The organism is Enterovibrio sp. QJM3NY_24 (assembly GCF_057786035.1).
The window spans coordinates 1516383-1541184 of record NZ_CM173519.1 but is presented as its reverse complement, the minus strand read 5'-3'; the positions used below and the strand labels follow the sequence as shown (position 1 = coordinate 1541184).

At 46.5% G+C, this 24802-nt stretch carries 22 protein-coding genes; 12 read left to right on the top strand and 10 right to left on the bottom strand.

Annotation, left to right across the window (positions count from 1 at the left end; genetic code table 11):
- The first annotated feature begins 225 nt into the window (after positions 1-225).
- Together AC3CIC_RS06810 and AC3CIC_RS06805 are read left to right on the top strand one after the other, a co-directional pair.
- Entirely contained in the window at positions 226-948 is a 723-nt protein-coding gene (locus AC3CIC_RS06810) for a glutamine amidotransferase-related protein (protein WP_488515711.1), read from the top strand.
- A 146-nt stretch (positions 949-1094) separates the two neighbouring features.
- Positions 1095-1982, top strand: coding sequence for a sulfotransferase family protein (locus AC3CIC_RS06805; protein WP_488515710.1), 888 nt, complete (start codon positions 1095-1097; stop codon positions 1980-1982).
- A gap of 81 nt (positions 1983-2063) precedes the next feature.
- On the opposite strand, the gene adiA is transcribed toward AC3CIC_RS06805, so the two are convergent.
- Positions 2064-4361, bottom strand: coding sequence for an arginine decarboxylase (adiA, locus tag AC3CIC_RS06800; protein ID WP_488515709.1), 2298 nt, complete (start codon positions 4359-4361; stop codon positions 2064-2066).
- A gap of 289 nt (positions 4362-4650) precedes the next feature.
- A complete protein-coding gene (gene potE, locus AC3CIC_RS06795; protein WP_488515708.1) occupies positions 4651-6003 on the bottom strand; it encodes a putrescine-ornithine antiporter in 1353 nt (450 codons plus the stop codon).
- 885 nt (positions 6004-6888) lie between these two features.
- Between potE and AC3CIC_RS06790 the strand changes: the two genes are divergently transcribed.
- The 3 genes from AC3CIC_RS06790 to uraH all read left to right on the top strand — a co-directional run bounded on the left by AC3CIC_RS06790 (position 6889) and on the right by uraH (position 8990).
- Positions 6889-7050: a hypothetical protein gene (locus tag AC3CIC_RS06790; RefSeq protein WP_016958065.1), complete on the top strand. Its 162-nt coding sequence runs from the start codon at positions 6889-6891 to the stop codon at positions 7048-7050.
- Between the two features lie 73 nt (positions 7051-7123).
- Positions 7124-8332, top strand: coding sequence for an MFS transporter (locus AC3CIC_RS06785; RefSeq protein ID WP_017002977.1), 1209 nt, complete (start codon positions 7124-7126; stop codon positions 8330-8332).
- Between the two features lie 304 nt (positions 8333-8636).
- On the top strand, positions 8637-8990 hold the full coding sequence (uraH, locus tag AC3CIC_RS06780) for a hydroxyisourate hydrolase (RefSeq protein WP_394212073.1): 354 nt from the start codon (positions 8637-8639) through the stop codon (positions 8988-8990).
- Between the two features lie 42 nt (positions 8991-9032).
- Here the strand turns inward: uraH and AC3CIC_RS06775 are convergent, their stop codons facing one another.
- Entirely contained in the window at positions 9033-9581 is a 549-nt protein-coding gene (locus AC3CIC_RS06775) for a cytochrome P460 family protein (RefSeq protein WP_488515707.1), read from the bottom strand.
- Positions 9582-9594: 13 nt separating this feature from the next.
- Positions 9595-10221, bottom strand: coding sequence for a cytochrome P460 family protein (locus AC3CIC_RS06770; protein ID WP_488515706.1), 627 nt, complete (start codon positions 10219-10221; stop codon positions 9595-9597).
- Between the two features lie 99 nt (positions 10222-10320).
- On the opposite strand from AC3CIC_RS06770, the gene AC3CIC_RS06765 reads away from it, so the two are divergent.
- Together AC3CIC_RS06765 and AC3CIC_RS06760 are read left to right on the top strand one after the other, a co-directional pair.
- On the top strand, positions 10321-11088 hold the full coding sequence (locus AC3CIC_RS06765) for a cupin domain-containing protein (protein WP_488515705.1): 768 nt from the start codon (positions 10321-10323) through the stop codon (positions 11086-11088).
- The gene (locus AC3CIC_RS06760) at positions 10989-11255 is read left to right on the top strand and encodes a helix-turn-helix domain-containing protein (protein ID WP_488515704.1); all 267 of its coding nucleotides are present in this window, start codon (positions 10989-10991) and stop codon (positions 11253-11255) included. Before AC3CIC_RS06765 ends, AC3CIC_RS06760 begins: the two co-directional genes overlap by 100 nt.
- A gap of 139 nt (positions 11256-11394) precedes the next feature.
- Here the strand turns inward: AC3CIC_RS06760 and AC3CIC_RS06755 are convergent, their stop codons facing one another.
- Genes AC3CIC_RS06755 through AC3CIC_RS06745 form a run of 3 tightly spaced genes read right to left on the bottom strand, consistent with a single transcriptional unit; the run spans position 11395 to position 14208 of the window.
- Positions 11395-12690: a TRAP transporter large permease gene (locus tag AC3CIC_RS06755; protein WP_394212066.1), complete on the bottom strand. Its 1296-nt coding sequence runs from the start codon at positions 12688-12690 to the stop codon at positions 11395-11397.
- Positions 12687-13193, bottom strand: a complete 507-nt coding sequence (locus AC3CIC_RS06750) for a TRAP transporter small permease (RefSeq protein ID WP_016958069.1) — start codon at positions 13191-13193, stop codon at positions 12687-12689. Before AC3CIC_RS06750 ends, AC3CIC_RS06755 begins: the two co-directional genes overlap by 4 nt.
- Positions 13194-13203: 10 nt before the next feature.
- The gene (locus AC3CIC_RS06745) at positions 13204-14208 is read right to left on the bottom strand and encodes a sialic acid TRAP transporter substrate-binding protein SiaP (RefSeq protein WP_488515703.1); all 1005 of its coding nucleotides are present in this window, start codon (positions 14206-14208) and stop codon (positions 13204-13206) included.
- 287 nt (positions 14209-14495) lie between these two features.
- Here AC3CIC_RS06745 and AC3CIC_RS06740 point away from each other — a divergent pair, with 287 nt between their 5' ends.
- The 4 genes from AC3CIC_RS06740 (at position 14496) to AC3CIC_RS06725 (ending at position 18607) form a co-directional block, all read left to right on the top strand.
- Entirely contained in the window at positions 14496-15140 is a 645-nt protein-coding gene (locus AC3CIC_RS06740) for a GntR family transcriptional regulator (protein ID WP_394212064.1), read from the top strand.
- Between the two features lie 64 nt (positions 15141-15204).
- A complete protein-coding gene (locus tag AC3CIC_RS06735) occupies positions 15205-16269 on the top strand; it encodes a Gfo/Idh/MocA family protein (protein ID WP_394212062.1) in 1065 nt (354 codons plus the stop codon).
- 29 nt (positions 16270-16298) lie between these two features.
- A complete protein-coding gene (aroQ, locus tag AC3CIC_RS06730) occupies positions 16299-16757 on the top strand; it encodes a type II 3-dehydroquinate dehydratase (RefSeq protein WP_488515883.1) in 459 nt (152 codons plus the stop codon).
- On the top strand, positions 16754-18607 hold the full coding sequence (locus AC3CIC_RS06725; RefSeq protein WP_488515702.1) for a bifunctional sugar phosphate isomerase/epimerase/4-hydroxyphenylpyruvate dioxygenase family protein: 1854 nt from the start codon (positions 16754-16756) through the stop codon (positions 18605-18607). Before aroQ ends, AC3CIC_RS06725 begins: the two co-directional genes overlap by 4 nt.
- Positions 18608-18756: 149 nt before the next feature.
- On the opposite strand, the gene AC3CIC_RS06720 is transcribed toward AC3CIC_RS06725, so the two are convergent.
- The 3 genes from AC3CIC_RS06720 to AC3CIC_RS06710 all read right to left on the bottom strand — a co-directional run bounded on the left by AC3CIC_RS06720 (position 18757) and on the right by AC3CIC_RS06710 (position 22417).
- A complete protein-coding gene (locus tag AC3CIC_RS06720) occupies positions 18757-20568 on the bottom strand; it encodes a M28 family metallopeptidase (protein WP_017002983.1) in 1812 nt (603 codons plus the stop codon).
- Positions 20569-20943: 375 nt separating this feature from the next.
- A complete protein-coding gene (locus AC3CIC_RS06715) occupies positions 20944-21861 on the bottom strand; it encodes an IS5 family transposase (protein WP_488515876.1) in 918 nt (305 codons plus the stop codon).
- 88 nt (positions 21862-21949) lie between these two features.
- The gene (locus tag AC3CIC_RS06710) at positions 21950-22417 is read right to left on the bottom strand and encodes a GNAT family N-acetyltransferase (protein ID WP_488515701.1); all 468 of its coding nucleotides are present in this window, start codon (positions 22415-22417) and stop codon (positions 21950-21952) included.
- Positions 22418-22881: 464 nt separating this feature from the next.
- Here AC3CIC_RS06710 and AC3CIC_RS06705 point away from each other — a divergent pair, with 464 nt between their 5' ends.
- Positions 22882-24510 (top strand): MFS transporter, encoded by a 1629-nt coding sequence (locus AC3CIC_RS06705; protein WP_488515700.1) that lies wholly within the window; start codon positions 22882-22884, stop codon positions 24508-24510.
- Positions 24511-24802: the final 292 nt, after the last annotated feature.

Sequence of the window (24802 nt, the reverse complement as noted above, 5' to 3'; positions counted from 1 at the left end):
CATAAATTAACCAGCAAAGTCGTTAAAATTGGTCTCACCAAAAAATACAACATAAAAAACTCATCAATGACAAACAGTTAGAATGTGAAACCATTAATTGAGTGAATCAGTATATATCTAGTAATCAGTACACTGACTTATACTCAAAAGACATAATATATGCTTAGTCTACTGTGAGTACTATTCATTGGAATGCCATAACGAGCAAGGAGCGCGGATAAGGTTATGAAACTTGGCATCTTGTTGTGTGACGATCACTACCCCGAGTCCATTCCAACTTATGGTCACTACGACGATGCGTTCAAGCGTCTTTTTCAGGATAGCGCGATCAATAGCTATTCGACCTTTCGCTGCTTTGAAGAAGAGTATCCAAATAGCCCTGACGATTGCGATATCTGGCTTGTCACAGGCAGTAAATGGGGAGTCTACGACCCAGATTCGTGGATCAAAGCCGTCAGTGACTTCGTAAGACGCTGCGATGAAGCAAAACGCCCTTTGCTCGGCGTATGCTTCGGCCACCAGCTCATTCACCAAGCACTTGGTGGACGAGCAGATAAATCGAACAAAGGCTGGGGGATGGGTGTTTATCCCATCGAAAGCATGAACCGTGATCAAGGCTCCATGTCTGCACTGCCTGCCGCACTCAATCTGATCGCTTGCCATCAAGATCAGGTGCAATCTCCTGCACCTGACTTTAGTGTCATCGCGGGATCCACATTTTGCCCGTTTGCGATAACAGCAAAAGAGAACCACATTCTAACGATGCAGTGCCATCCGGAATTCACGCCTGACTTTTTAATCCAGCTAGTTGAGCGATTAAGAGAAAAAGCAGGCGATAAGGTTGTCGATAATGCCATTCGCTCTATCAAAGAACATGGCGGCGGTGATCGTGACTATGTCATCGCGTCAATGTTTGCTTTTGTCGAACATCAAACGCTTGAGCAATAATCGATTTCTGCGACATTTGCGTTTTCAATTTGCAACTCAAGTTGCCATGCCGCACAGCACCTAGTAACAAATCCTTGATTCTACTGGCATAGATCACTGGCATCTAAATTGCTCCTTCTTAGGTAACCCGTTGAAGGAGCATCAAAATGAACGACACCACATCTGCGTTAAATAAACCGCTGATTTTTGTTGGCCCACCTCGATCTGGGGTAACCTTCATTTCTGATCTCATCTTTCATCATCGCGATCTGTGCTGGCTCGATAAGAACTTTGAAAAACACCCACGATCTGATTGGCAACATCGACTCTTTCACCATGCGTCGGGTTGGCGAAACCATGCGGCACAATCATCTTCTCTTCTTGGAAGCCTTGCGAAAGAGTTTTCACCGGTGCCTTCTGAAGCGATTTCTTTTTGGGACGAATCAACCCGTGACGACATTGACTTTGATCGCGGTTTTCTGCGTGGCAAACACGCCACGCCGATGGAAATTACAACCATCAAAGACGTATTGGCGAAACGCTTAATCCTTTCACAAAAAGCGCAACTCGGTTTGCGTTTTACCGGCCCCGCCAGACTCTGCTTTTTGCACAGCATTTTTCCCGACGCTAAATTCGTCAATATCGTGCGTGATCCCGCCTCCACAGTGCACTCAATGATTTCGACGGAAGAATGGGAGTATTTAGGCAGACATTTACTCTGGTGGCGAGGCGCATACTCTTTGCAGGAGCTGGCGCAATACGACATGCTGCGCGACCATGCCGTCGCAGGCACTGCTTTTCAATTAAACAAGTTAATGCAAACCACCAAGCAGGAAGTACAAGAGCTTGATCTCGATTTAATCACCATCAATTACGAAGATTTCGTCAAGCAGCCGCAAGACGCTGTCTCGCAGATTTTGTCTCATGCAGGACTGCCCGCCAGCAAAACGATTGATGCGGCGCTAAAACAAAACGAGATCCGTGGCAGCAACAAGGTCCTAAAAATGCCCGCAACCGACATCAATACGGTTTATACCTGGTGCCCCGCATCCTAGATTCCTCGTTCAAGAGTATTTAGTCATCGAACAAACAAAAACGCCTTCTCTTTTAGGGAAGGCGTTTTTCATTGATCTCAATTACAGCGCATCAGATTTGATGCAAAGCACGTGGTATTTACCGTGTTCTTTCTCAGCCCCTTCGGTTTCATGTTCAAAACCTGGGAACTCGTCATCCCATGCCTCAAGGGCTTTGAGGTATTGAATTTGCGGGCTGCTTTCGTTACCGAAGTTCTCACCACCCATCAGCATTGGGATACCTGGTGGGTAAGGGATCACTGAGTTCGCTGCAACGCGATCTTCTAGTTTATCTGAAGGCACCAATTCCACTTCGTTTGCCACTATGTGGTGGTAAGCCGTGCGTGGTTTCAGCTCAACATCCGGTAAATTTGAGTACGCTTCGTTCAATACTTGTGCTGGGTTATGACGCACGAGGTATTGGAACATACGGTCACCCAAATCACGAAGACCAAGGCCTTTGTAGATCTCTGGCGCACTTTCTACCAATTCAGGCAGCATGGTTTCCAAAGACACGTTTGCATCGTAGTGACGTTTGAACGACAACAAGGTGTTGATCAGCGTATCGCGTTTACCTTTGGTGATACCCATTGAGAACAAGAACATCACTTGGAAATCTGTCGTACGGGTTGGCACAATACCAAAACGACCAAGATAAGCGCTTACCAATGCCGCCGGCACGCCTTTTTCAAGGAACTGGCCGTTGTCATCCAAGCCAGGGGTTAACAAGCTCACTTTGATTGGATCCAGCATGCACCAGTTGTCGTCCATATGCTCGAAGCCGTGCCATTTGTCTTCTGGATGCAGAACCCAGTTGTCTTGCACTGTCATGAGTGATTCGACAGACGCATCTTCAAACTTTACTTTCTCGCCGTTGGTGTCGGTAACGACTTCCGCATTCCAAGGCTTGAAGAACCAATCGCCATCAGTGGTGTAATCGTTAAACAGTTTGCGCACGCTTTGACGGAAGATAACCGCTTCACGGATCACTTCGTTAGTCAGTGATAAGCCGCTCTCCCCTTTCATCATGTTTGCTGCCACGTCGTTAGACGCACAGATCGCATAGAGCGGTGATGTGGAGGTGTGCATCATGTACGCTTGGTTGAAGCGGTCGAAGTCAATCGCATCTTCGCCATTGCGCACATGGATGTAAGACGCTTGGGACAAGGCATTCAACAGTTTGTGGGTTGAATGGGTCGCAAACACGGTTGGGCCTTGGTGTTCGTTGGCATTACCACGCATGGCAAAGTGACCTTTGTAAACGGGGTTGAATCGGGCGTAACCAAACCACGCTTCATCCATGTGAATACGGTGAGAGCTTTCAGAAAGCAACGCTTCAGCGCGTTCTGAATTGTAGCAAAGGCCATCATAGGTGCAGTTGGTGACCACTGCGTAGCGTGGTGATTTACCCACGTACTCTTTCGTTAGTTTACCATCTGCAATTTTTTGTTTGATGGATGCCGCCGACATGGTGGCTTGGCTGATTGGACCAATGATGCCGTAGCAGTTTCGACTTGGTGCCATATACACAGGACGAGCGCCCGTTAGGATCAAGCCCTGCTCGATAGATTTGTGGCAGTTGCGGTCGATAATCGCAATGTCATCATCTTTCAAACATGCTTGCATGATCGTGCGGTTAGAACCTGACGTACCCACAATCCCTGAATACGATTGGTGCGCACCGAAGATTTTTGATGCTTCTTCTTCACTGTCTTTAAATGCACCAGTGTGATCTAACAATGAACCTAACGCGGCACGCTCAATGCCCATGTCAGAGCGGAACAGGTTCTCGCCGTAGAATTGGTAGAACTGGTTCCCCGCTGGGGTTTTAGTAAAGCCGATGCCCCCTTGGTGACCAGGCGCAGACCACGAGTATTCGTGAATGTCGTTGTATTGCATCATCGCTTTCATCAGCGGTGGCAGGACATGTGAACGGTAGCGTTTCATGGCGGCAACAATACGGCCTGCAACGAAGTCTGCGGTGTCTTCCAATACGGAATAACACTCATCCACACGTTCCATCAGTTTACGGTTCGCAAGAATCGAAGTACGGGCACGCTCTGCGAGCAAGAAAACAGGCACTTCTGACTGACGGTCTTTTAACGTATTTAGCAGTTCAATTTCTTCGTTTGAATGAAGGATCTGCTCTTCTGATTTATCGAGTGTCAGCACAAGGCTGTCGATGTGTGTTGCAAGAATAACGGCCTTGGCATCTTCATAAGAATTTGCTGTGACGATTTCGACAGTGCGTGCATGCAGTTCTGTAATCAAAGATTGTGTGGTGCGTGCAGCGTAACTGCTTGGATCAATATTTTGCGGCTCTACAACCAGAGTGCGCATTTTGCTGACGTAGTTGCTCATAATAATTACCTAATCTACAAGGTGTATTTCAGCGTCAACGCTTTGGATGGCTTGTGTATGCAATACAAATAAGTCAGGCAGAGTGGTTAACGTTAATTTAAATACGTTCTTACTAACAATGAAATAAAACCATGATGTTTAATTTAATAAAAAATCGATAGTAAGGGCCATTTGCTGGCATAGCGTTTAGATGAAAAAATGAAAATAGCCAACCCCAATAACTGGAGAGAAAATGAGGCTAACTATTTAATGCTTAATTTTTTGGTTCCACTGACAATGCTATTCTTTTTTACGCGTTGACTTCTTTTTCAATGACGTTAGTTTTGCCCTCGTCAGTATTAATATCGCGTGCTGCGATGAAGCCGTAGAAAATATAACCAAACAGGGTCAATATGGTGCCGCCGAATACGGCTTCCGCACCACAGGCATACACACCGTAGATGCTGTAAACCACGCCAAGCGTACCCACTGTCGCCCCCAGTTTGTATTGTCTGGGTGTGACTTTGTTTTTTCGCAGCATCACTTCCAATCCTGTCATGGAGAGGATGTAAGGCACCATGTTCACGAACACTGCAAGGTTGAGCAATGCGTTGAATTGACTCACCAAATTTGGAGAGATGGTCATCAGGGCTAGCACCAACTCAGCCGCCAACATAATGAACATGCCAAAGATTGGCGCACCCGCTTTGTTCGTTTTCGCGAAGATTTTAGGGAACAAGCCTTCTTCAGCGGCAGATTTTGATACCTGCGCATTGGTGAACTGCCAACCGAGTAGTGAACCAATACACGCGATAACCGCTGCGATGGTGACGATGTTACCGACGGTTGGGTTGAACATATGGCTAAACACAAGACCGAACGGTGCGGTTGAATTTGCCAGTTCTGCGTTAGGAATAATACCTTGGATCACTGTGGTAGAAAGGATGTATACCACCGCGGCGAAACCGGTACCAAACAGCACGGCCAGCGGTACGTTACGCTCAGGGTTTTCAACCGCATCCGAGTTAGCACCCGCAGATTCAATGCCGAGGAATGCCCACAACGTCAGTGCGATACCTGAAGATACTGAGTGCATAGTGGTGTCGTGGTGTGGGTTCCATGCAGAGATAAAGGTTTGTGGATCAAACCACCACCAGCCAAGCACTGACAAACCTAATACTGGGAGGATAATGCCCCACACGGTCAAAGATGAAATCTGACCGGTAATTTTAGGGCCACCAAAGTTTGCCAGCATGGTCACGATAAGGATGGCGACAACACCGAAGAAGGTGTGCATTGGGGTATCAAGCCATGGCATGAAGGGTTTGAGATAACCCACTGCTGAAACTGCGATCGCGACACAGCTAATAACAAGGCAAACATAGTAGGTATAAGACGCGATAAAGAAAGACGATTTACCATGCGCTTCTTCTGAATACGCTGACATACCACCAGAACGTTTACAAATCGCACCGCATTTCGCAAAAGTATACGCAATACACATTGCACCTAGGGCAGTAATAACCCAAGAAAGTAACGAGATGGTTCCGACTTGTGCCAAGCTCGAAGGTAACATAATAATACCCGAGCCCATCATATTTACTGCGACGAGAACGGTTAAACCAACCAATCCCATTTTTTTACTATTGGCATCTGAAGACATCACTTAAACCCTTAATTCAGACGAGAAAGAATAATAGATTAATTTCAGGCAGCCAGATCCATGGCGACTGTATGTATCCAGCCTAGTCATTTCAGGTTAAATACATTTAAGGGCGGCATTTTGATATTGGTGATAATCAGAAATAACGAATGTGCTCTTATTACAGCAATATTTACATGGGTGTTATGCCATGCAAATACATCCATTAATGAATATGCCCTTTTTAAGAAAAGCATATTCATTAAATCGTTTAGACAGTTTAACTCTTAGGCAGCTTAGCTGCTCTTAGACAACATAGCTCTATTCGATGAGGCGTATTCTTCTCCGATTTCGATTTTTTTAAACCCCCAAAAATGCAATCTAGCATTGCAAAAATGGTTTTTGGCCCGTGATCTAAATCACTATTCAGTTGACGAAATCCGGGAAACTGGGGGATGTCTCGCGTCCAGAATATTCGTGATGCACATCACGCTTTCATGTTAATTCAATCAGTTAGCGCCGATTTCTACGGGTTTCTTTTCTTTCAAACCTGCCAGAATTGGCGTCGACGCCAACACGATCCAGTCAATAACCATTCACAAAAATCGTGACTCCATTTGCCGTAATTTTTCTCTTCATGGCAAACGTTTATGAAAAAATATGCTTATCACCAAGTCACCTAAACCGCGCGATTTCAGGTTTCAAGGTTATGTTTCAACGCACACCGTCTTAAACAACGCCAAGGTTCGTACCACCAAATTCGCCAATTTTCATCGTGCCTCATCTTTTCTTGATTCAATGGGTTCATTCGCCATGCATTTTATGCATGACCTTTTTGCGTTCAATTCATTTGCTTCATAGTCTTGATGCCACTACTCTACGCGCCTTTCAATCTCTGGGATCGACATGAACTCGCAATCACTTTCCGCCCAGTTAACACGTTGGCTAGCTGTGCTGATTATTACCCTGATCGGTGTTCATCATTGTGCGCCACTACAACGTGCGCTCTCAGATTACGCCGTGGATGGTGGCTGTCACCAGCGACACCACATGGAATCACCAGAGTAAGCTGAACAACCGCCCTTGATATCAAACACTTTTATTAACACCCACTTTTTATACTCAATTTTAAGGTACATCTATGAGCATTTTCCGGTTCCCACTAATGGTATGGCTGGGGATAGGGATTTTGATTATCAGCCTAGGGATCAGGCAATCTTTCGGCATTTTCATGATGCCTATCAGCGACACGTTCCAATCAGGACGTGAATTTTTTAGCCTTGCCATTGCCGTGCAAAACCTCATGTTTGGCATGTTCCAACCTTTTATCGGTATGGCAGCAGATCGCTTCGGCGCTAAACGCATTGTCGCCTTAGGCGGTATTGCCTACGCTCTGGGTCTGTATCTCACATCTATCGCCACCAGCTCTGGCGTTTTGTTCTTGTCTATCGGTGTTTTAGTCGGTCTTGGCCTGAGTGCAACCAGCTATGTGATCGTATTAGGTGCAGTGGCGAAAGTCGTGCCGGCAGAGCACACAGCCAAAGCGTTTGGTCTGACAACCGCGGCAGGTTCGTTCGGCATGTTTGCCGTGATCCCCGGCGCACAAAGCATGCTGGCAAACTACGATTGGCAAACGGCCATGCAAGTATTCGCCGTGCTCTGTACGGTGATCATCGCCTTTTCAGTATTCATGAAGAGTGCAACAAGTGAAGGACAATCACAAACCACGGCAGACACCCAAACCTTGCGTCAAGCGCTGGCAGAAGCTTTTCGCCATCCGGGCTATTGGTTTATCCATGCAGGCTTCTTTGTATGTGGTTTTCAGGTGATGTTTATTGCCACCCACTTGCCTAGCTACATTGCGGATAAAGGGTTACCGGGCAATACCGCAGCGATGGCATTGGCTTATGTGGGAATATTCAATATTTTTGGCTCCTATTTTTGGGGCGTGATGGGTGACAGATTCAACAAGCGCTATGTGATGACGAGCCTTTATCTGATGCGAGCCGTTGTGCTTTCTTTGTTTGTGACACTGCCACTGACAACAGAAACCGCGATCGTATTTGGCGCGGCTATCGGTTTTTGCTGGTTAGGCACAGTGCCGTTAACCTCTGGCCTAGTCAGACAAATCTTCGGCCCGCGTTACATGTCTACCCTCTATGGTTTGGTGTTCTTTACCCACCAAATTGGCAGCTTCTTGGGTGCGTGGGCAGGTGGCCGTATATACGACTTCTATGGTTCGTATACGCCAATCTGGTGGGCAACGGTTGTGCTAGCGCTTGCTGCAGCACTGCTTCACCTTCCAATCAACGACAAACCGTTGGTTCGCGCGTCGCTGCAACCAGCGTAACTGCTGTAGGGGTTGGCTATAATTTGTGCCAACCCCTTACTTAATGCCTCAAACACACCTCCCGTAATAAACTGACTTGCCAATCTGTGCGTCAACAAGCAAAACACAAAAACGAACATGTTATGCTCTTTTTTGCTTACATTTTATTCAGCGACACGTTAGAAAAATGCCTTACGGAATGCTAAGTTTTTAATATGGCGCGAACAAATGTGCTGCGCCCGTTTCAGGGAATTTTGACACAGAGATAGACGTATTGAGATGATTTCGGTATTTCGGTCGAAGTAAGAAACAGAGGTGATAACGCATGGGAAAATTGACGACACATGTTCTCGATACCGCGAGAGGTGTGCCAGCAAAGGGCATCAAAATTTCACTCTACCGTATCGGTGATGACGGGCTTCAGCCGCTGGTTTCAACCGTGACCAATGATGATGGCAGAACAGATGCACCCCTGCTAATCGATGATGACTGTACCCCAGGTCTTTACCAGCTTGTCTTTTCAACTGCCGCTTATTTTCGTTCGACGAATACGCCTCTTGAACCCATTCCTTTTCTGGACGACATCGTGATCCGATTTGGTGTATCCGATGCCACGAAACACTTTCATGTTCCTTTGCTGGTGTCGCCATATGGCTATTCCACATACCGAGGAAGTTAAAAAACCAGCCAGGGTGGCTGGTTTTTGTCATATAGGTGGATGTTAATCACTCAAGATGGGGTACGCCTCGGTATAGATCCAATCCTTATCTTTCGCAGGAATGTGGCAACCCAAACAATCCGTTTTATAATTTGTAGACGCATTTTGGGTCAAGTCGTCTGTTTTGAATAACGCCCAACCCCAGCCGTCCCCCCAAGAGCCATTATCAGAGAAACGACCGGTACTGTCTTTGACCATCACAAACCACTGCTTTAACGCCGCCGTTTCATGACTCACATTTGTTCCTGTTGTGTAATCACCACTATTGTGAGCACGCAACGCTTTTACAAGCGTCGCCCCGTCTGGGAATTCGCCCGTCTTGCGATAAGCATCAACGGTCGCTTTTTCCGTGTATACGCCATGAAAACCGCTTGCGCCCCCTTCTGGAACAAACCAAGATCCGAGATGTACCATCTGCGTTCGAAAATCCTGAGGGAAGCTGATCGTTCCTTTATCATCGACGTACGGCGATAAATCCTCATTTGCCGATGCCGCGTGAATGTTTGCTGTCACTGCTGACATCATCAACAACGCGATTGAGTACTTCTTCATCTTATGAATTTCCTTATTTCAACGTTGAAGAATGACCACCCGTTGCAAGCTTACCGGAGCCTTTGCCCGCTCGAAGTACAGGGTAGTACTGTGTAAACACGAAGTCATCGGCAGCCGCCGCCGCGTGGCATGCGTTACATGACGCAGCAGGAAACGCTTTCGCGGTTTCAGTTAGTGACGAGTGATCCGGTGTTGAAAAGCTGTAGTAAGACCAATTACCCGGCTCATTAGGGTTCAACGATGCGCTTTTGATGGTTGCTTCTAAGCCGATAAAATCCCCTTGGAAATAACCATTACCGCTCACCGCAGCTTTGCTGCCCACACTCACCAATTCTTTAACGATGATAGTGCCATCACGAAACTTACCTGTTTCCTTCCAAGCCGCCCAACTGGTGGGGTCGATATATACATTATGATGTTCAGGAAATGCAGCTTTCCCATTGTTCATATCGTTAGGTGTCACAGGCGTCCCTACATAAACCCACTCTCGGTAACCGGTTGGTCTCTGTAATTCTCCATCTGTAACTTTGAAATAGTCTTCCGCTATCGCCAGCGTTGATGAAGCCACTCCACCAAGTAAGATTAAAGCCACACGCGCAGAGCGACCCAACGTCTTGGCGCTAATTTTATTTCTGTCCATTTTCTCACCTCACTGACAGTTTGAACGCTCAAACCTTAAGCGCTCGGATACAGTCTAAGATAAAGTAAGAAAACCGGTGTCGCTGAGGGAATCAGATCTGTGTCTAAAGGAATCAAAGACCTAAAAACGTTCAATTTTTTCACCGATGTCGTTGAAACACTTAAGTTTCGAGGGACAATTTTCTTCAGTTCTGATCTCAGTCAACCGTGGGGAATATCATTAGAAAAACGCAGTTATCCACGCTTCCACATCGCGCTTAAAGGAGAGTGCTATGTCGGTGCGGACAACGCGAAAAACATCAAAGCCAATGAAATGGACATATTCATGCTCCCCAAGGGAGACAGTCATTGGATAGCAGATAACCCAAAGAATAAAATGCTACCGAGCAACCAAGCAGTTAATGCTTGCGAGCTAGGCTCACCGCTATTTCAGGTAGGGGCAACCACACACAGATTGATGTGCGGTCTCGTCGAATTTGATGAGGGGTTAACCCACCCCATTTTGGATGCATTACCGTCGGTTATTCATGTTCAAAACATCGGTCACGACAGCATCATCTGGCGGCTCGTTATGCTGATTGATCAGGAGATCAGAGAAAATGGTTTCCACAAGAATCCTAGCGTAGACAAGCTAACAGAAATTCTGTTTTTGAAGATTCTGATTCATTTTGTTAGCGAACATACTGAAAACTACGGTTTCTTACGCGCAATTCATGACAAACGCATTCGTCAGGCTCTGTCATTGATACATGATAGCCCTGGAAAAGATTGGACACTCGAAGACCTAGGAAACCAAGTTGGCATGTCAAAAGCCACCTTGGTTCGTCATTTTCAAGATGCACTTGGGATGGCCCAATCGCTTACTTGAATCATTGGCGTCGTCTGAAGGCTTATAATGCAATCCGCTACACCAATGACTCAATGGATAAAATCGCCCTATCATTCGGCTTTACCTCAGGCAGAACCCTCAGCCGAGCACTGGTACGAGAATTAGGTATGACACCAGCGGAAATTCGTCAAAAAAGAAAAGACTGAATCTACAAAAATTCAATAATTAGAAAAAAATAAAGAAGGCATCTCTGCCTTCTTTATTATTTTTACACTGCTCTATGATTGTTCCAGAGACTGCTTATGCAGAATCTTGCCCTAGGGCTTCAGTTTTGTCTTTGCATCACTAACCTTGGTAACCCATGGTACGTGGTAAGTACAACACCAAATCCGGCAATAGGATCATGATCAACAGTGCCACCAGCAGCACGCAGATAAACGGAATAACCTGCTTGATAATGCCCGCGAGAGGGATCTTGGTTGTGCCATTAATCACAAACAACAATACCCCATAAGGCGGCGTGATTAGGCCAATCATTAGGTTAACAATGGTCACAACACCAAAGTGAACGAGATCAATCCCTAATTCCCGACATGCGGGGATAAACAAGGGTACGATCACCAGAATCACAGTCGTGGCATCCAACAAGAAGCCAAGCAGCAAATAAATCAGATTCACCAGCAACAAGAATTCAAGTTGTGACAAATTGGCCTGATTAATCAGCTCTGCAATCGCCGTCGGTACATTTTCCGTCGCAATGATGTAGTTGAAGATTAGCGCTGAGCCAATCACCAAACCCACTGATGCTGATGAAAACGCACTTTCCTTCAGCGCAGCATAAAGTTCCTTCAACGTAATAGAGCGGTAAACTACCGCCGCAAGTATCAACGCATACGCTGCTGCAACTGCTGCTGCTTCCGTTGGTGTCGTCACACCACCATAAATACCAAACAACAGAATACCTGGCATTAAGAGTGTTGGTAACGCACGGAAAGTGATCCCAGGAATGTCTTTCGTTGGTGTTTTAGGCTCTCTAGGAATATTCATTTTGGTCGCAAGATAGGTGTTCATTCCCATCAATACAGCGCCCATCAATAAACCCGGTAACAAGCCTGCGATAAACAAATAGCCAATCGAGGTATCCGACACCAAGGCATAAATCACCATCGGGATCGAAGGCGGGATAATAGGACCTATCGTCGCAGAAGCCGCCGTCACCGCAGCGGCATAAGCTGGCGGATAGCGTCCATCTTTGGTCATCATGTTAATGATAACTCGCCCGACTCCTGCCGCATCTGCGACCGCAGAGCCAGACATACCCGAAAAAATCAAACTGGAAACGATATTCACGTGACCCAGTCCACCTCGGAAATGCCCCACCATTGCCACACAGAATTGAAGCAGTCGATCCGTAATACTGCCCGCATTCATGATATTGGCAGCGGCAATAAACAGAGGAACCGCCAACAGGATAAAGCTGTTGTAGAAACCTTGAATAATCTGCTCACCAGCCAGTGCTAAATCTTGACCGCTCACCAAGAGATAAACGATAGCACCAATGATCATTGAAAATGATACTGGCGTACCGAATGCCGCCAAAAGCAACACAGTGACCAAGCATAGTGTTAACGCCAAACTCATTCTTCCACCTGCTCGTCCTTGTCATCGTCTTGCACCTTGTAATTCGGATTCAAATACTGAATCAGTGCAATACCGTAGCGGAGAATAATGACGCCCAGAAATACCCCGTAAATGCTGAATACATAGTCGAGGCGCCATTTTAAGATCGCGCTCTTCTTGATCTTATAGAAAGTGATGTAGTCCCATGTCGGCAGAAAGCTAATGCCAAAACCGATGATGATGCCCAATGCAGACAAAATAAGAAAAATACGTTGTACCTTTCCCGGAACACTTAAAAAGAGAAGATCAAAGCGAATATGATCTTTGTTACGCAAACAAAATGCGCCCGTCCAAAAAATCACCCACAGCCAAAGTGTCAGCAGAAGCTCTGAAGACCAGCCAATAGGAGCATTAAGGACATATCGGGAGAATATTTGCGCACAAAAAATCAGGAACATTGCGGCCAACATAATGACCGCAACCCCATCTGCTATTCGCTGAAACCAAAGCAGAATAGTTTTCACGCGTTAAACCTCACAGGTTGTTGATGTTTTCCACCATGCCTTCCGGCCAGCTTTCAGAAAACTCAGACTCAAGGTACGCTTTTTGAACGTGTGAACGGAAAGCCTCTAGATTAGGCTCATACACTTTCAGGCCTTGCTCGCGGAAGAAATCCACCAACTCAGCTTCCAATGCCAGTTGGTTTTTGCGCCCATAAGCCGCAGCATCATCAGCCGCTTTCTGCATTTGGGTTTGCTGTTCCGGCGTTAAGCCATCCCACACTTTTTTCGATACCGCTAAATAGTTCAAATCCACCAAGTGATTCGTCAATACAATCTGCTTAGTCACTTCGTAGAACTTGGCATCTTTATCGGTTGGCAATGGGTTGTCTTGTCCGTCAACCGCGCCAGTTTGCAAAGCGGTATACACTTCGGTAAAGGCCATTGGTGTTGGGTTTGCGCCCAGCGCTTTACCCAAGAACTGCCATGAATCTGAACCTGGCATACGCAGTTTCACACCCGCCAAATCTGCCGGTGTTTTCACTTCCTCATCAGTACGAAGGTTCAACTGACGACGACCTAGATAAATCACGCTAAGCAGTTTCACGCCCAGCAGATCTTCCACTTCTTCTTTCAAAGGGTCCATGGCATCAGAATTAAACACCGCGACCTGATGGTCCGCATCACGGTGCATGTAGCCCGCTGCGAAAATAGAAAAGGCAGGAATGAATTCGGCCAATTCTTGCGCCGATGCCATCGCCATATCAAGGTTGCCACGAGCAATGGCTTCTAGTTCTGTGCCTTGCTTAAACAATGAAGCATTCCAGTGCGGTTCAAACTCCGCAAAACTCGCTACGCCTGGCCCAAACACTTCCGTTAATGCAATTGCACGTTGGTCAGTTTCCGAACTTGGCGCCGATAAGCGCAACTTCATATCCGCAGCACTAGCAGCCGTTACAGAAAGCATCGCAATCGCCAACGTTGTTGCTTTCGTGACGTTGCTCAGCCAGCTTGCCGAGGATCTGGACAACAATTTCATACACCACTCCTTTGTATGGGCCCTTGTGATTCAAGTACCCAGCATTTGGTTTGCTTAATGACCCCCTTGGTCAAAAAATCAGCGCACCGTTTAACATGAACATAGCGTAGACGATCCGATTACGTCGTTGTTACCCAAATGTGTCTCATTTGTTAAAACATCACCCATTATTCATTTTGAGGGACATTATTTGACTTATAGTGAATTCATAAAAATAAGACATATTCTTCGTTTTATTAGGACGAGAATGTGGATGTAGGTTAATCCAACGCTTGAGGCCAGAGGCAATGAACCTCTATGAAACGTTAAGAACAGATTTATTAAGAGGCGACTATAAACCCGGAAGCCGTCTGCGTATGGAGTCGCTAAAAACACGCTATGGCAGCGGTGTGAACTTATTACGCGAATGCCTGACGCGACTAGCCAGCGATGGTTTAGTGATTGCTGAAGGGCAAAAAGGGTTTCACGTCGCTAGCTTCTCAACCAAGAAGATGGAAGAGCTGACGCGGCTGCGCATTCTTCTTGAATCCAATGGCGCAGAGCAATCTTTTGTTAATGGCGATATGGAATGGGAAAGCAATCTGGTTGCTGCCCACCACAAGCTTGAGCATGTAGAGAGCAAAATGCGCAACAACATTGAAGACAACTTCATGATGTGGCATCGCTGTGATTACGAGTTCCATGCGGCATTGATTGGTGCCTGCGATTCGGAATTACACATGCACTACCATCGACAGATCTACGATCAGTTCCGACAGTTTGTGATGATGGAACTGCGCACTAATGGCTTTCGAGGCACACATATTATTGACGAACATCAGGTGATTTTAGAGGCCGCACTAAATCGTGACCTTCTGGCCTGTGTTCACGCATTGGAATCGCACTTAGGTGGATTTGTTGAGCGCTTACGTGAGTTTGGTGAACAACGCTAACTCGTCTTCATCTGCGACACGCTCCCTGCATATCGCTATTAACTAATAAGGATATTCGCCCCACATGGAACCATTAAACCTTGCTGTCGTTGGTGCTGGTCTGATTGGCAAAAATCACATTCAGCTCATCCAAAGCAGCGAAGTCTGTCAGCTTGCAGCCATTGTCGACCCTTTTGAAGCCAGCATTGAACTCGCACAAAAATGTGGCGTCCCGCACTTCTCTGATCTGAACGACATGCTTGCTACTTTACGTGTTGATGGCGTTATCCTTGCCACCCCTAACAACATGCATGTCGAGCAAACCAAAGTGTGCATGGAATACAAGGTTCCCGTCTTGATTGAAAAGCCCGTGGCACATTCAGTGGCAGAAGCGACGGAATTACTCAACATTGCAATGCGCTCTCCGGGTATTTGGGACACCCTATTGGTTGGACACCATCGTATGCACAGCCCCATCATCAAGCGGACACGAGAGCTAATTGACTCCGACGTGCTGGGAGCCTTGGTCGCCGTACAAGGTTGCGCACTGTTCTGTAAACCCGATGATTACTTTGACGCCGCACCATGGCGCACCAAAGAAGGCGGCGGCCCTATTCTGATTAATCTAATCCATGAAATTGGCAACCTTCGCTATTTATGCGGCGAAATTGTTGCGGTACAGGCCATGGCATCAAACCGTCGCCGCAATTTTGATGTGGAAGACACGGTGTCGATTAACCTCAGCTTTGCCAATGGCGCGTTGGGGACATTTTTACTCTCAGACACGGCAGCTTCTGGCTCTAGCTGGGAGCAAACCTCGCAAGAAAACAAAGCGTACGCTACGAGCACTGATGAAAATTGCTACCACATTGCAGGCACTGACGGCTCTATTTCAGTGCCTACCATGCGCCTTAAACATTATCCGATAAAAGCTGATCGTTCTTGGTGGAAACCCTTTACCAGCGAAACCATTACCCTTGAGCGCAAAGATCCTTTGGTTGAGCAGCTTAATCATTTTTGTCGAGTGATACGCAAGCAAGAAAAACCCTTGGTAACAGTGCGAGATGGACTTCAGAACCTTCGTGTCACCGAAGCCGTTTTAGAGGCCGTGAAAACGGGAAGAACCGTATATATCGATGATATTGGGTAATATTTTCGGATTGGACAAGGAGGTAAATGATGAAATCAATACTGATAATGAATGGCCCAAATCTCAACTTGTTAGGCCAACGTGAACCCGGCCTGTACGGCAACACAACGCTCGCGGATGTCGAAACACTCTGTCACGACGCCGCCCAAAAACACGGCGTGACGATTGAGTTTATGCAAAGCAACCATGAAGGTGTACTGATTGATGCTATGCATGACGCGGGAAGAAAAATCGCAAACGGTGACATGATCGGCGTGGTGTTTAATGCCGGTGCGTTCACCCATACGTCAGTGGCCTTACAAGATGCCATTAAAGGCGCACAAGTCCCTGTCATTGAAATTCACATTTCCAATGTCCATGCCCGTGAGGAATTTCGTCATCATTCTTATCTTTCCCCCGTTGCAGCAGGCATTGTTGTTGGGTTTGGCGTAAAAGGTTATGCACTGGCCATCGACGGACTCATGGCGACATACGGAGACGAGGCATGATCTACTCCATTGCAACTGTATGTTTGTCAGGCACCTTTCGTGAACGTATTGAAGCTATCGCAAAAGCCGGCTTTCGTGGCATCGAAATTTTCGAAAGTGATCTGATCACCCACAACGGTTCTGTGAAAGAAATCCGCCGTATGTTGGACGATCACGGTTTAGAAGTGGTGACCTATCAGCCCTTTCGAGACTTTGAAGGTTTACCTGCTCCTTATCGCCAAAAAGCCTTTGATCGCGCTGAGCGAAAATTCGACCTAATGGAAGCGTTGGGTACGGATCTGTTAATGGTCTGCAGCAATACATCACCGCATGCATTGGGTGGTATTCAACGAGCAGCCGATGATTTTCATGAGTTAGGCGAGCGTGCATCGAAGCGTAATATGCGGATTGCTTATGAAGCGCTGGCATGGGGGAAGTACGTCTATGACTATCGCGACTCGTGGGAAATCGTGCGTCGAGCGAACCATGATGCCGTTGGGCTGTGCCTAGACACCTTTCACATCTTCTCACGCCAAACTGAGCTTGATACCATGCTCAACATTCCCGGTGACAGAATATTTCTCGTGCAAGTTGCGGATGCGCCAAGTTTGTCAATGGATCACCTAAGCTGGAGCCGACATTACCGTTGTTTCCCCGGCCAAGGCGATCTGCCACTCGATAAGTTCGTCACCAACATGCATGCAACAGGCTATGACGGCCCTTTCTCGCTGGAAATATTCAACGACCAGTTTCGTGCGGGATCAGCAGAGAAAACAGCGCGTGATGGATATCGTTCATTAGTGTTCGCCAACCACGCTGCGGAAAAAACACCCCACGAGGACGCAACGTCTATCCCCGTCGTGTCGCCACCTCGTGACATCGAATTCATTGAGTTTGCACTGAACGATACAGAGAAGAAAAGTCTCACCAAGCTGCTTTCTCAACTGGGTTTCAGCCACGCAGCGACACACAAAAAGAAACATGTTGAGTTGTGGCGACAAGGCAATATCAATCTGGTGATGAACATGGAGCCAGATAGTTTTGCACAGAACTTCCACCAGCATCACGGTGTTTCAGTCTGTGCGGTCGGCATGACCTGCGATAACGTGAAAGACATGGTGGAGCGCGCCAAGAAACTGGAATTCACCCCCGTGTATGGCAACCCAAACACCGACACACACGGTATTCCTGCCATTTATGGCCCAGGTGAAAGCTTGCTTTATATGGTGGATGGGTCAGAAAAACCGGCTCATTGGGAGCGTGAATTTCAGTGGCATAGCGATATTGAGGCGCAGGCTTTTTTGAATAAAGTCGATCATATTGCGCTCTCGATGAGCTACGAAGAAATGCTCCACTCTGTGCTGGTGTTCCGTTCGATGTTCAGCATGAGAACCATGCCAACCGTGAATGTCACCGATCCCGGCGGTCTGATTCGAAGCCAAGCCCTGCAAACGCCTGATCGCGGCGTGAGCTTTACCTTAAACAGCAGCCAAGCTTCACGCACGGTATCTAGCCGTATCCTCGATCAATACGCAGGCACCGGCGTGAACCATATTGCGCTCTCCACCAAAGATATTTTCGCGACGGCCGCGTTTATGGATGCCCAACAAACCAAAACCTTACCGGCAACGGTGAATTACTACGACGATTTAGCGGCACGATTCGCGCTGTCAAATGAAACTATTGCCAAGCTCAAGCGCTTTAATATCTTGTATGACGAAGATGAAAACGGCAGTTTCTACCAACTCTATACCACTTTGTTTGCAGGCAGATTCTGTTTTGAGATTGTCCAACGCAATGGATACACAGGGTTTGGTGCGGCAAATAGCCAAATGCGCCTCGCCATGCAAGCAGGAGAAATGGCCAAATAGTGTCGTTTGGGGATAAATACATAAAAAATCAAAAAGGGAGCCATTTGGCTCCCTTGGTTTTAGGTTCTAGGTTTTAGGTTTTACTACTTAATCAGCTTTACTGTATTCACTTTGTTGCACTAACAAACGCGATCCAGTCTATCTGCTGACTATTCGCGGTCTTGGTCGAAATCACCATGGAAGTGACCATGATCAGACACTTCACGCGATGCTGATTTAATTTTCTGACCAATACGATGTTGATTGCTAGATTCTTGCACCGACAAAGAACGCAGCAGAGTGCGCTGTTCAGGCTCATCTTCACGTCCATCCGCATAGAGATCATCACTCATCGCATAGAAGGTCGCCACGTAAGCTAGCGCTTTCGAGTTCACTCTTAACGCTTTGTTGCTCACGTTATTGAGATCATCACAGGCTTGGTGATAGCACTTGTCGTAAGCGACATCTACGTCACCGCCAAATTGCTCGGCTTCCTCTGCGGATTTGATTTGCTCAGCCCCTGTAAACAGACCACCAAACGCAATTCCCCAATCGGCAAAGCCCGAGTAATCCGAACGTTTTGATAAGGCTTGCGGCACAGTGGATTCATCTTTATCAGTAAAGAACTCGTTGAACAGACCTTCGATGTGCGACGTACCTTCTGGTGGCTCAAAGTCACCTGGGTATGCATTGTCTGGGCTGTCTTTGGTATCTGACAAATCACCATCCATCACACCAAACACATAGTTTGGCGAGCCGATCATGTCGAAGTTGAGGTACATTTTGATCGGATTAATTTCAAGATAACGCGCATCGACCAATTCACGCTGTGCCGCGGTGAGGTCTGCCGGATCAGTGACACCTTCCTCTTCCATGATTTGTGCTTGTGCATCGTTGTAATAACCGCCTAACACCTCTTCGGTGTAGTAGTTAGAACCGACCAAGCCAGCTTCTTCTGCCGCCCACCAAGCGAAACGAACTTTGTTCTTTTGGTTAACCGGAAGTTGCCTCATTTTCTTCTCTAGGCGAATCGCGTATTCCAAGATCCCCGCACTACCGGAACCGTTATCGTTAATGCCCGGTCCTTCTTGCACAGAATCCAAATGTGCGCCCAGCATCACGATCTGATCAGGGTTACCTTTTTTGGTTTCTGCTAGGAGGTTTTGTGTCACAACAACTTCGTCTTCAACACCGATATTCAACGCCGCAGCGACCGCATTCGATTGCGCAAGGTCATACCAAGCTTTACCGAGATCATAGCGAGCACCAAACGCAGGTATACCCGCTTCACTGTCACTGCCCAAGGTGCCGTTGACCACGGCTTTACGACCGTCATTGTTACCTTGGTTAAACACAATAGCGCCAACCGCACCTGCGTTTTCCGCATTCACGACTTTCGCATTGAATGTACAGCCACCACGCTGGATAACCGCCACTTTTCCGGTCACGTCTACGCCATCAAAATCGGCGGCTTCACAACCATCAGTATCATCGTAGTCTGGGGATTCAAAATCAAAATCGGGCGTCACAAAGGCAATGTCAGCGTTCAACGCGCCATCAGAACCACCAGAGTAAGACATGGCAGCATAGTCCGCCGGAATATCGTCCGTTGCATCACGTACATGAACAAGCGCTTGCCCATTGACGCTTAACGTTGTGCCATCTTGTTCAGACCAGCTTCTAAAATCGAAAGGTTGGAATGTGACATCGTAGCCATTCGCTTCAAGCGTGGCTTTGATATAATCCGCGGAATTAGCGTAACCTTCAGTCCCCGCAGCGCGTGTTGTTGAACTGCCATCAGGCGTTGGCACGGCCGCTACCTCCATGGCCTCAAGATGATCAACAAGATTCTTTTCCTTGATTGCCTTGCTAACTTTATTTGCAACCCACCTTGGATCTTCACAGCCTGCAAAACCCGTCAGCAATGCGGCACTCATTGCCACGACCAACAGCTTTCTACCACTAACGTTGAATGTGTTCATAGATGTCGTCCTTTTTATTTGACTAGATCAGTCAAACACTCAGGACTATATTCTTCCACACAATGTAAATGTAAATATTTGTTAACGGAAACAGGATCACAGTTTATTAAAGGAAAGATCCTTGGTGTTAAATGGAATTAAATGACTCACCCAAGAGACGATATCTCAATTCGAAATATCCAATGTAAAAGAAAATAAGAGGGTTTTAAATTTAGAATATTTATTAATACAAGAAACCAATATTAACCAACACAGGCAGATGATCAACAGAAAATATAAACATAAGACTGAATAGGCATTCACTTTACGTGTTTTCTGGGGCCTTGTTGATCAAATCGTTAAGCTAACGAATTGATCCTATTTGATTTTAACGGCCTAACCAGTTGGTTTTCTAACAGGCATACCGAGTCTTATGACTTTGTTCATTGCCTTGACGTTCGCTAACGCTTCTCCGACTTGTGCGTTGTAATCTCTTAACGTCAATTTTGGACTGAGTAACTGCTTATAGCGGTACATCGCCGTTTCTGACAATGACCGTTTGTGATAACCACTTTCTTGTTTCCACGTGGCGAGATCACCCGATTTTAAGGCGCTTACAGCTATGTTTCGAGGATGCCCTTCCTCCCAAAAACCTGCGTTACTTCTCGGAGGAATGGTGGGTGTTATCCCCTTATTTTTCAATACACGATGGCACGCTTTAGTATCATAAGCACCGTCAGCGCTCACTTGTTGAATCTTTCGACGAAGCGGATTCAACAACGTCGGTAAGACTTCATTATCACCAACACTATCCAAGCTCACTTCAGCAGCAATGGTCTCGTGCGTAGCGGCATCAATAGCGAGGTGCAACTTACGCCATACTCGGCGTTTTTCTTTACCATGCTTACGCATTTTCCATTCACCTTCCCCATACACTTTTAGACCAGTGGCATCGATGACGACATGAGCGATAGGCCCACGGCTTGGAGAACGATAGTGAACTTCGACGGTCTTTGCTCGCTTGCTAATACAGCTATAAGAAGGAGACGTCAGTGGAACATCCATGAGCACAAACAGCGAGTTAATGAATCCTTCGAGTGCTCGCAAAGGGAGCTTGAAAACTCCTTTGATCATCAATGCCGTCTCAATCGATGCATCACTAAATTGGAAACCCCGACCACGCTTCCCATGGTGTTTATTGCAGCGCCAAGATTTGATGGCAGCAGCATCAATCCAAAAGGTGACCGAGCCACGATTTTTCAGGGCTTGGTTGTATTCTTTCCAGTTGCTGATCTTGTGCTTGGATTTGCCCATCATCATCTACCTGTTTGAGGTCCTGATGATCTGATCGCGGCTATTGATATTAGTTCAATGATTTAGGAAACAACGCCGTTTTCTGGTGCTAGATCTCAAGCCTCATAATGTGCTGTGGGCCATTGGGTCCACCAAGATAGCGCTCATGTGTGTCTTCAAAGCCACCCTTGAGATAACACTGATATGCAACTGTATTTTTGCAGTTCACGGTCAAGTACAACCAATCTGCTTCTGGGAAATGCTCCTTCGCCATCTTCCCCAACAATAAGACCGCGGCTTTGCCTAATCCTTTCCCTTGCTGATTTACATCAATCGCAAATTTCCTAAGCCCAACAGTATTCTCATCACAAGCATTACGTTGAGTAGAAAAATCTCGTTCAATTTTAAAGTACCCAACGACAACGCCATCAAGCATGACAACAAAATGTTCGGCGCTTCCTCTATCACCAGAAAGAAACGCATCAGGAAGGGCTGTATATTTCGCTTGTTCATCACCAAGTGTGATTTTCCGTATTTCATTTTCATGATCAGGTTTTAATTTTTCCAGACTTACCATAACCTCTCCTAATTTAACGAATAGTTATTGCCATTAGAATTCAATAGGAATGTTATACACCCTAGCAAACCATGACAGTAAGAGCCTATCCAATTTAAAATAAAAAGTCATTTCAAAGACACAGAAAAGTACATTTTTGCTATTCATCCACCAAAATCAAACCCTAGGTCGAAAAAGCAAAACTATTGATACCCAAGTCATTGCTATTCCATTAATAAGAATGCTGTCAAAAAGCCAAGAGATAGCGCTATCACTTCCTGATGAGACCAAGGTTTAGTGCCATCTCATGGTACTATTTCGGTGAAAAACCAGCCCCAATCATTGTTCAATTTGCAAAGCAGAAAGCACGGCTCTCACCGTGTCTATTTATCACTTCTGCATGCTTGAAACTGTCTGAATTGATGACATTTGCGTTTAGAAATTAAGTCTACGCTTAAATTGGAAGAGCCTGACGACATACGGATATGAAAACAAATATATTTTGGCGTATACGCCCCATCCTTTTTACCATTTTTGGCTTTGCCATCAGCCATAACCTTTTCTTCATCATGCTCCCTATACGCATGAAGGAAACAGGCTATGAGACCTCAAATATTGGTCTCGCCATGAGTATGTTTGCCGTAGGCGCAATTTGTGCGGGGCTATTTGGCTCACGTGCCGTGCTGCGTGCAGGTCATATTCGGGCATTTGCATCCATGGCAGCGACGTTGTCGATTGTGTCCGTGATCCACAGTTACACCACGGACATTTGGCTCACTGGCGCGCTTAGGATGATCGCTGGGTTTTGCTATGTCACCTCGTTTATCACGCTGGAAAGCTGGCTCAACGTTTTAAGTGACCGAAGCAATCGAGGACGCGTTTACGGCACGTATCAGATTTGTTTTGCGATTGGTTTTGGTACTGCGCCCTTTCTGTTCAGTATGTTCAACGAGCAAGATCCACGCTTGTTCGGTTTGATCTCTGTTTTTCTGTGTTTCTCGCTCATCATCATGTCCATGAGCCGTTTACCGGCACCTGAATTGCCCGCGAGAAGCACGCCCATTACGCTAAAAAAACTCTGGGATTATTCCCCCTCGGGAACACTTTTGTGTTTTTGTGCGGGTTTGATTAACGCGTCAAGCGTGTCACTCATTTCGTTGTACGCGTACAGCAAAGGTATTTCTGGGATTTGGCTATCGCTTATTTTGGGTTCTTATCAAATGGGCGGGTTGCTTACGCAGTTTCCCACCGGATGGTTAGCGGACAGGTATGACAAACGCGTCATCGCATCAGGGCTAATGGTGATGGGCGTGGTCAGCAACAGTTTGATCGTATTCGATAACTTCCATCCCTACCCAATAGAGTTATTGGCGGTACTGTTCTGGATTTCCGGTGGTTCTGGCGTGGCATTGTTTCCGTTAGCAGTGACACAAGTGTTTGACCACATCGATCCAAAAGAAGCGATGCCCGTTACCAGCACTATGCAAATATTATTGGGCGCTGGCGGAGTGATTGGCCCGATTGTCGCCAGTTCTTTGATGAGCGAATTTAGCGTGGTGTGGCTCTATTACTACATCATCACGGTTCATGTTTTTGTGTTTGTGTTCCTCATGATCCGGAAGCTTTATGTCCGCACAGAAAAAATACCCTCGACCAACACGTTCAAGGTCAGTGTCCAACCGATTGCTTCGACAGATTTTGACCCCATGCTGGATTTTAAAGACACCAACACCACTAACCCAGAGCTGAAACTCCTACTTGCAGCGTTGGGTCAAAACCCCACCGACCCCGGTTTGCTGATCAAGCTGGCGTTGCAAGGCTCTGCATTGAATGCGAATGATGTAGCAAAGAACATTGTGCTTGCGTATCCAAAACGTTCTGGAGAAATGCTGACTCACTTGATTGAACAATTTCCAAAACGCCGTTTGGAAATCGCTTACTCGTTACATGACTTGTTTAATTTAAGGAAAGAGCGAATAAACAGCCTATTGCACAAAGCCCTGTTAGATGGCGCAACGCTTGAAGAAACGCAAAAGATCAGTGAGCTTGTTGCGTCAATTTCCGCTCAACAGGCTGAAGAAGATAAAGACAAGCCATTACACAACCCCCAATGAGCCCATTTTAGTCGGGGTGAATCATCAACGGGCGGGATTCCGAGGTTGGCTTCGCGCTATTTTTCATCATCTGCTATCAATATTTTACGGCATATCAATAAATAGGCGACATTGCTCGCTTTTCCAGCAAACAATCAATAATACGGGAAATATGAGATTAATTGATTGACTTGTTTTTAGGTAATCTCTAGTATCCGCGCCCAGCAAGAGAAGTCCCGCTGCGGGCTATCTTTTCAGAGGCTTAGTCGCCTTATATCAGCTGATCTCGGTCAGTTGTCTTTCTATTTTTATA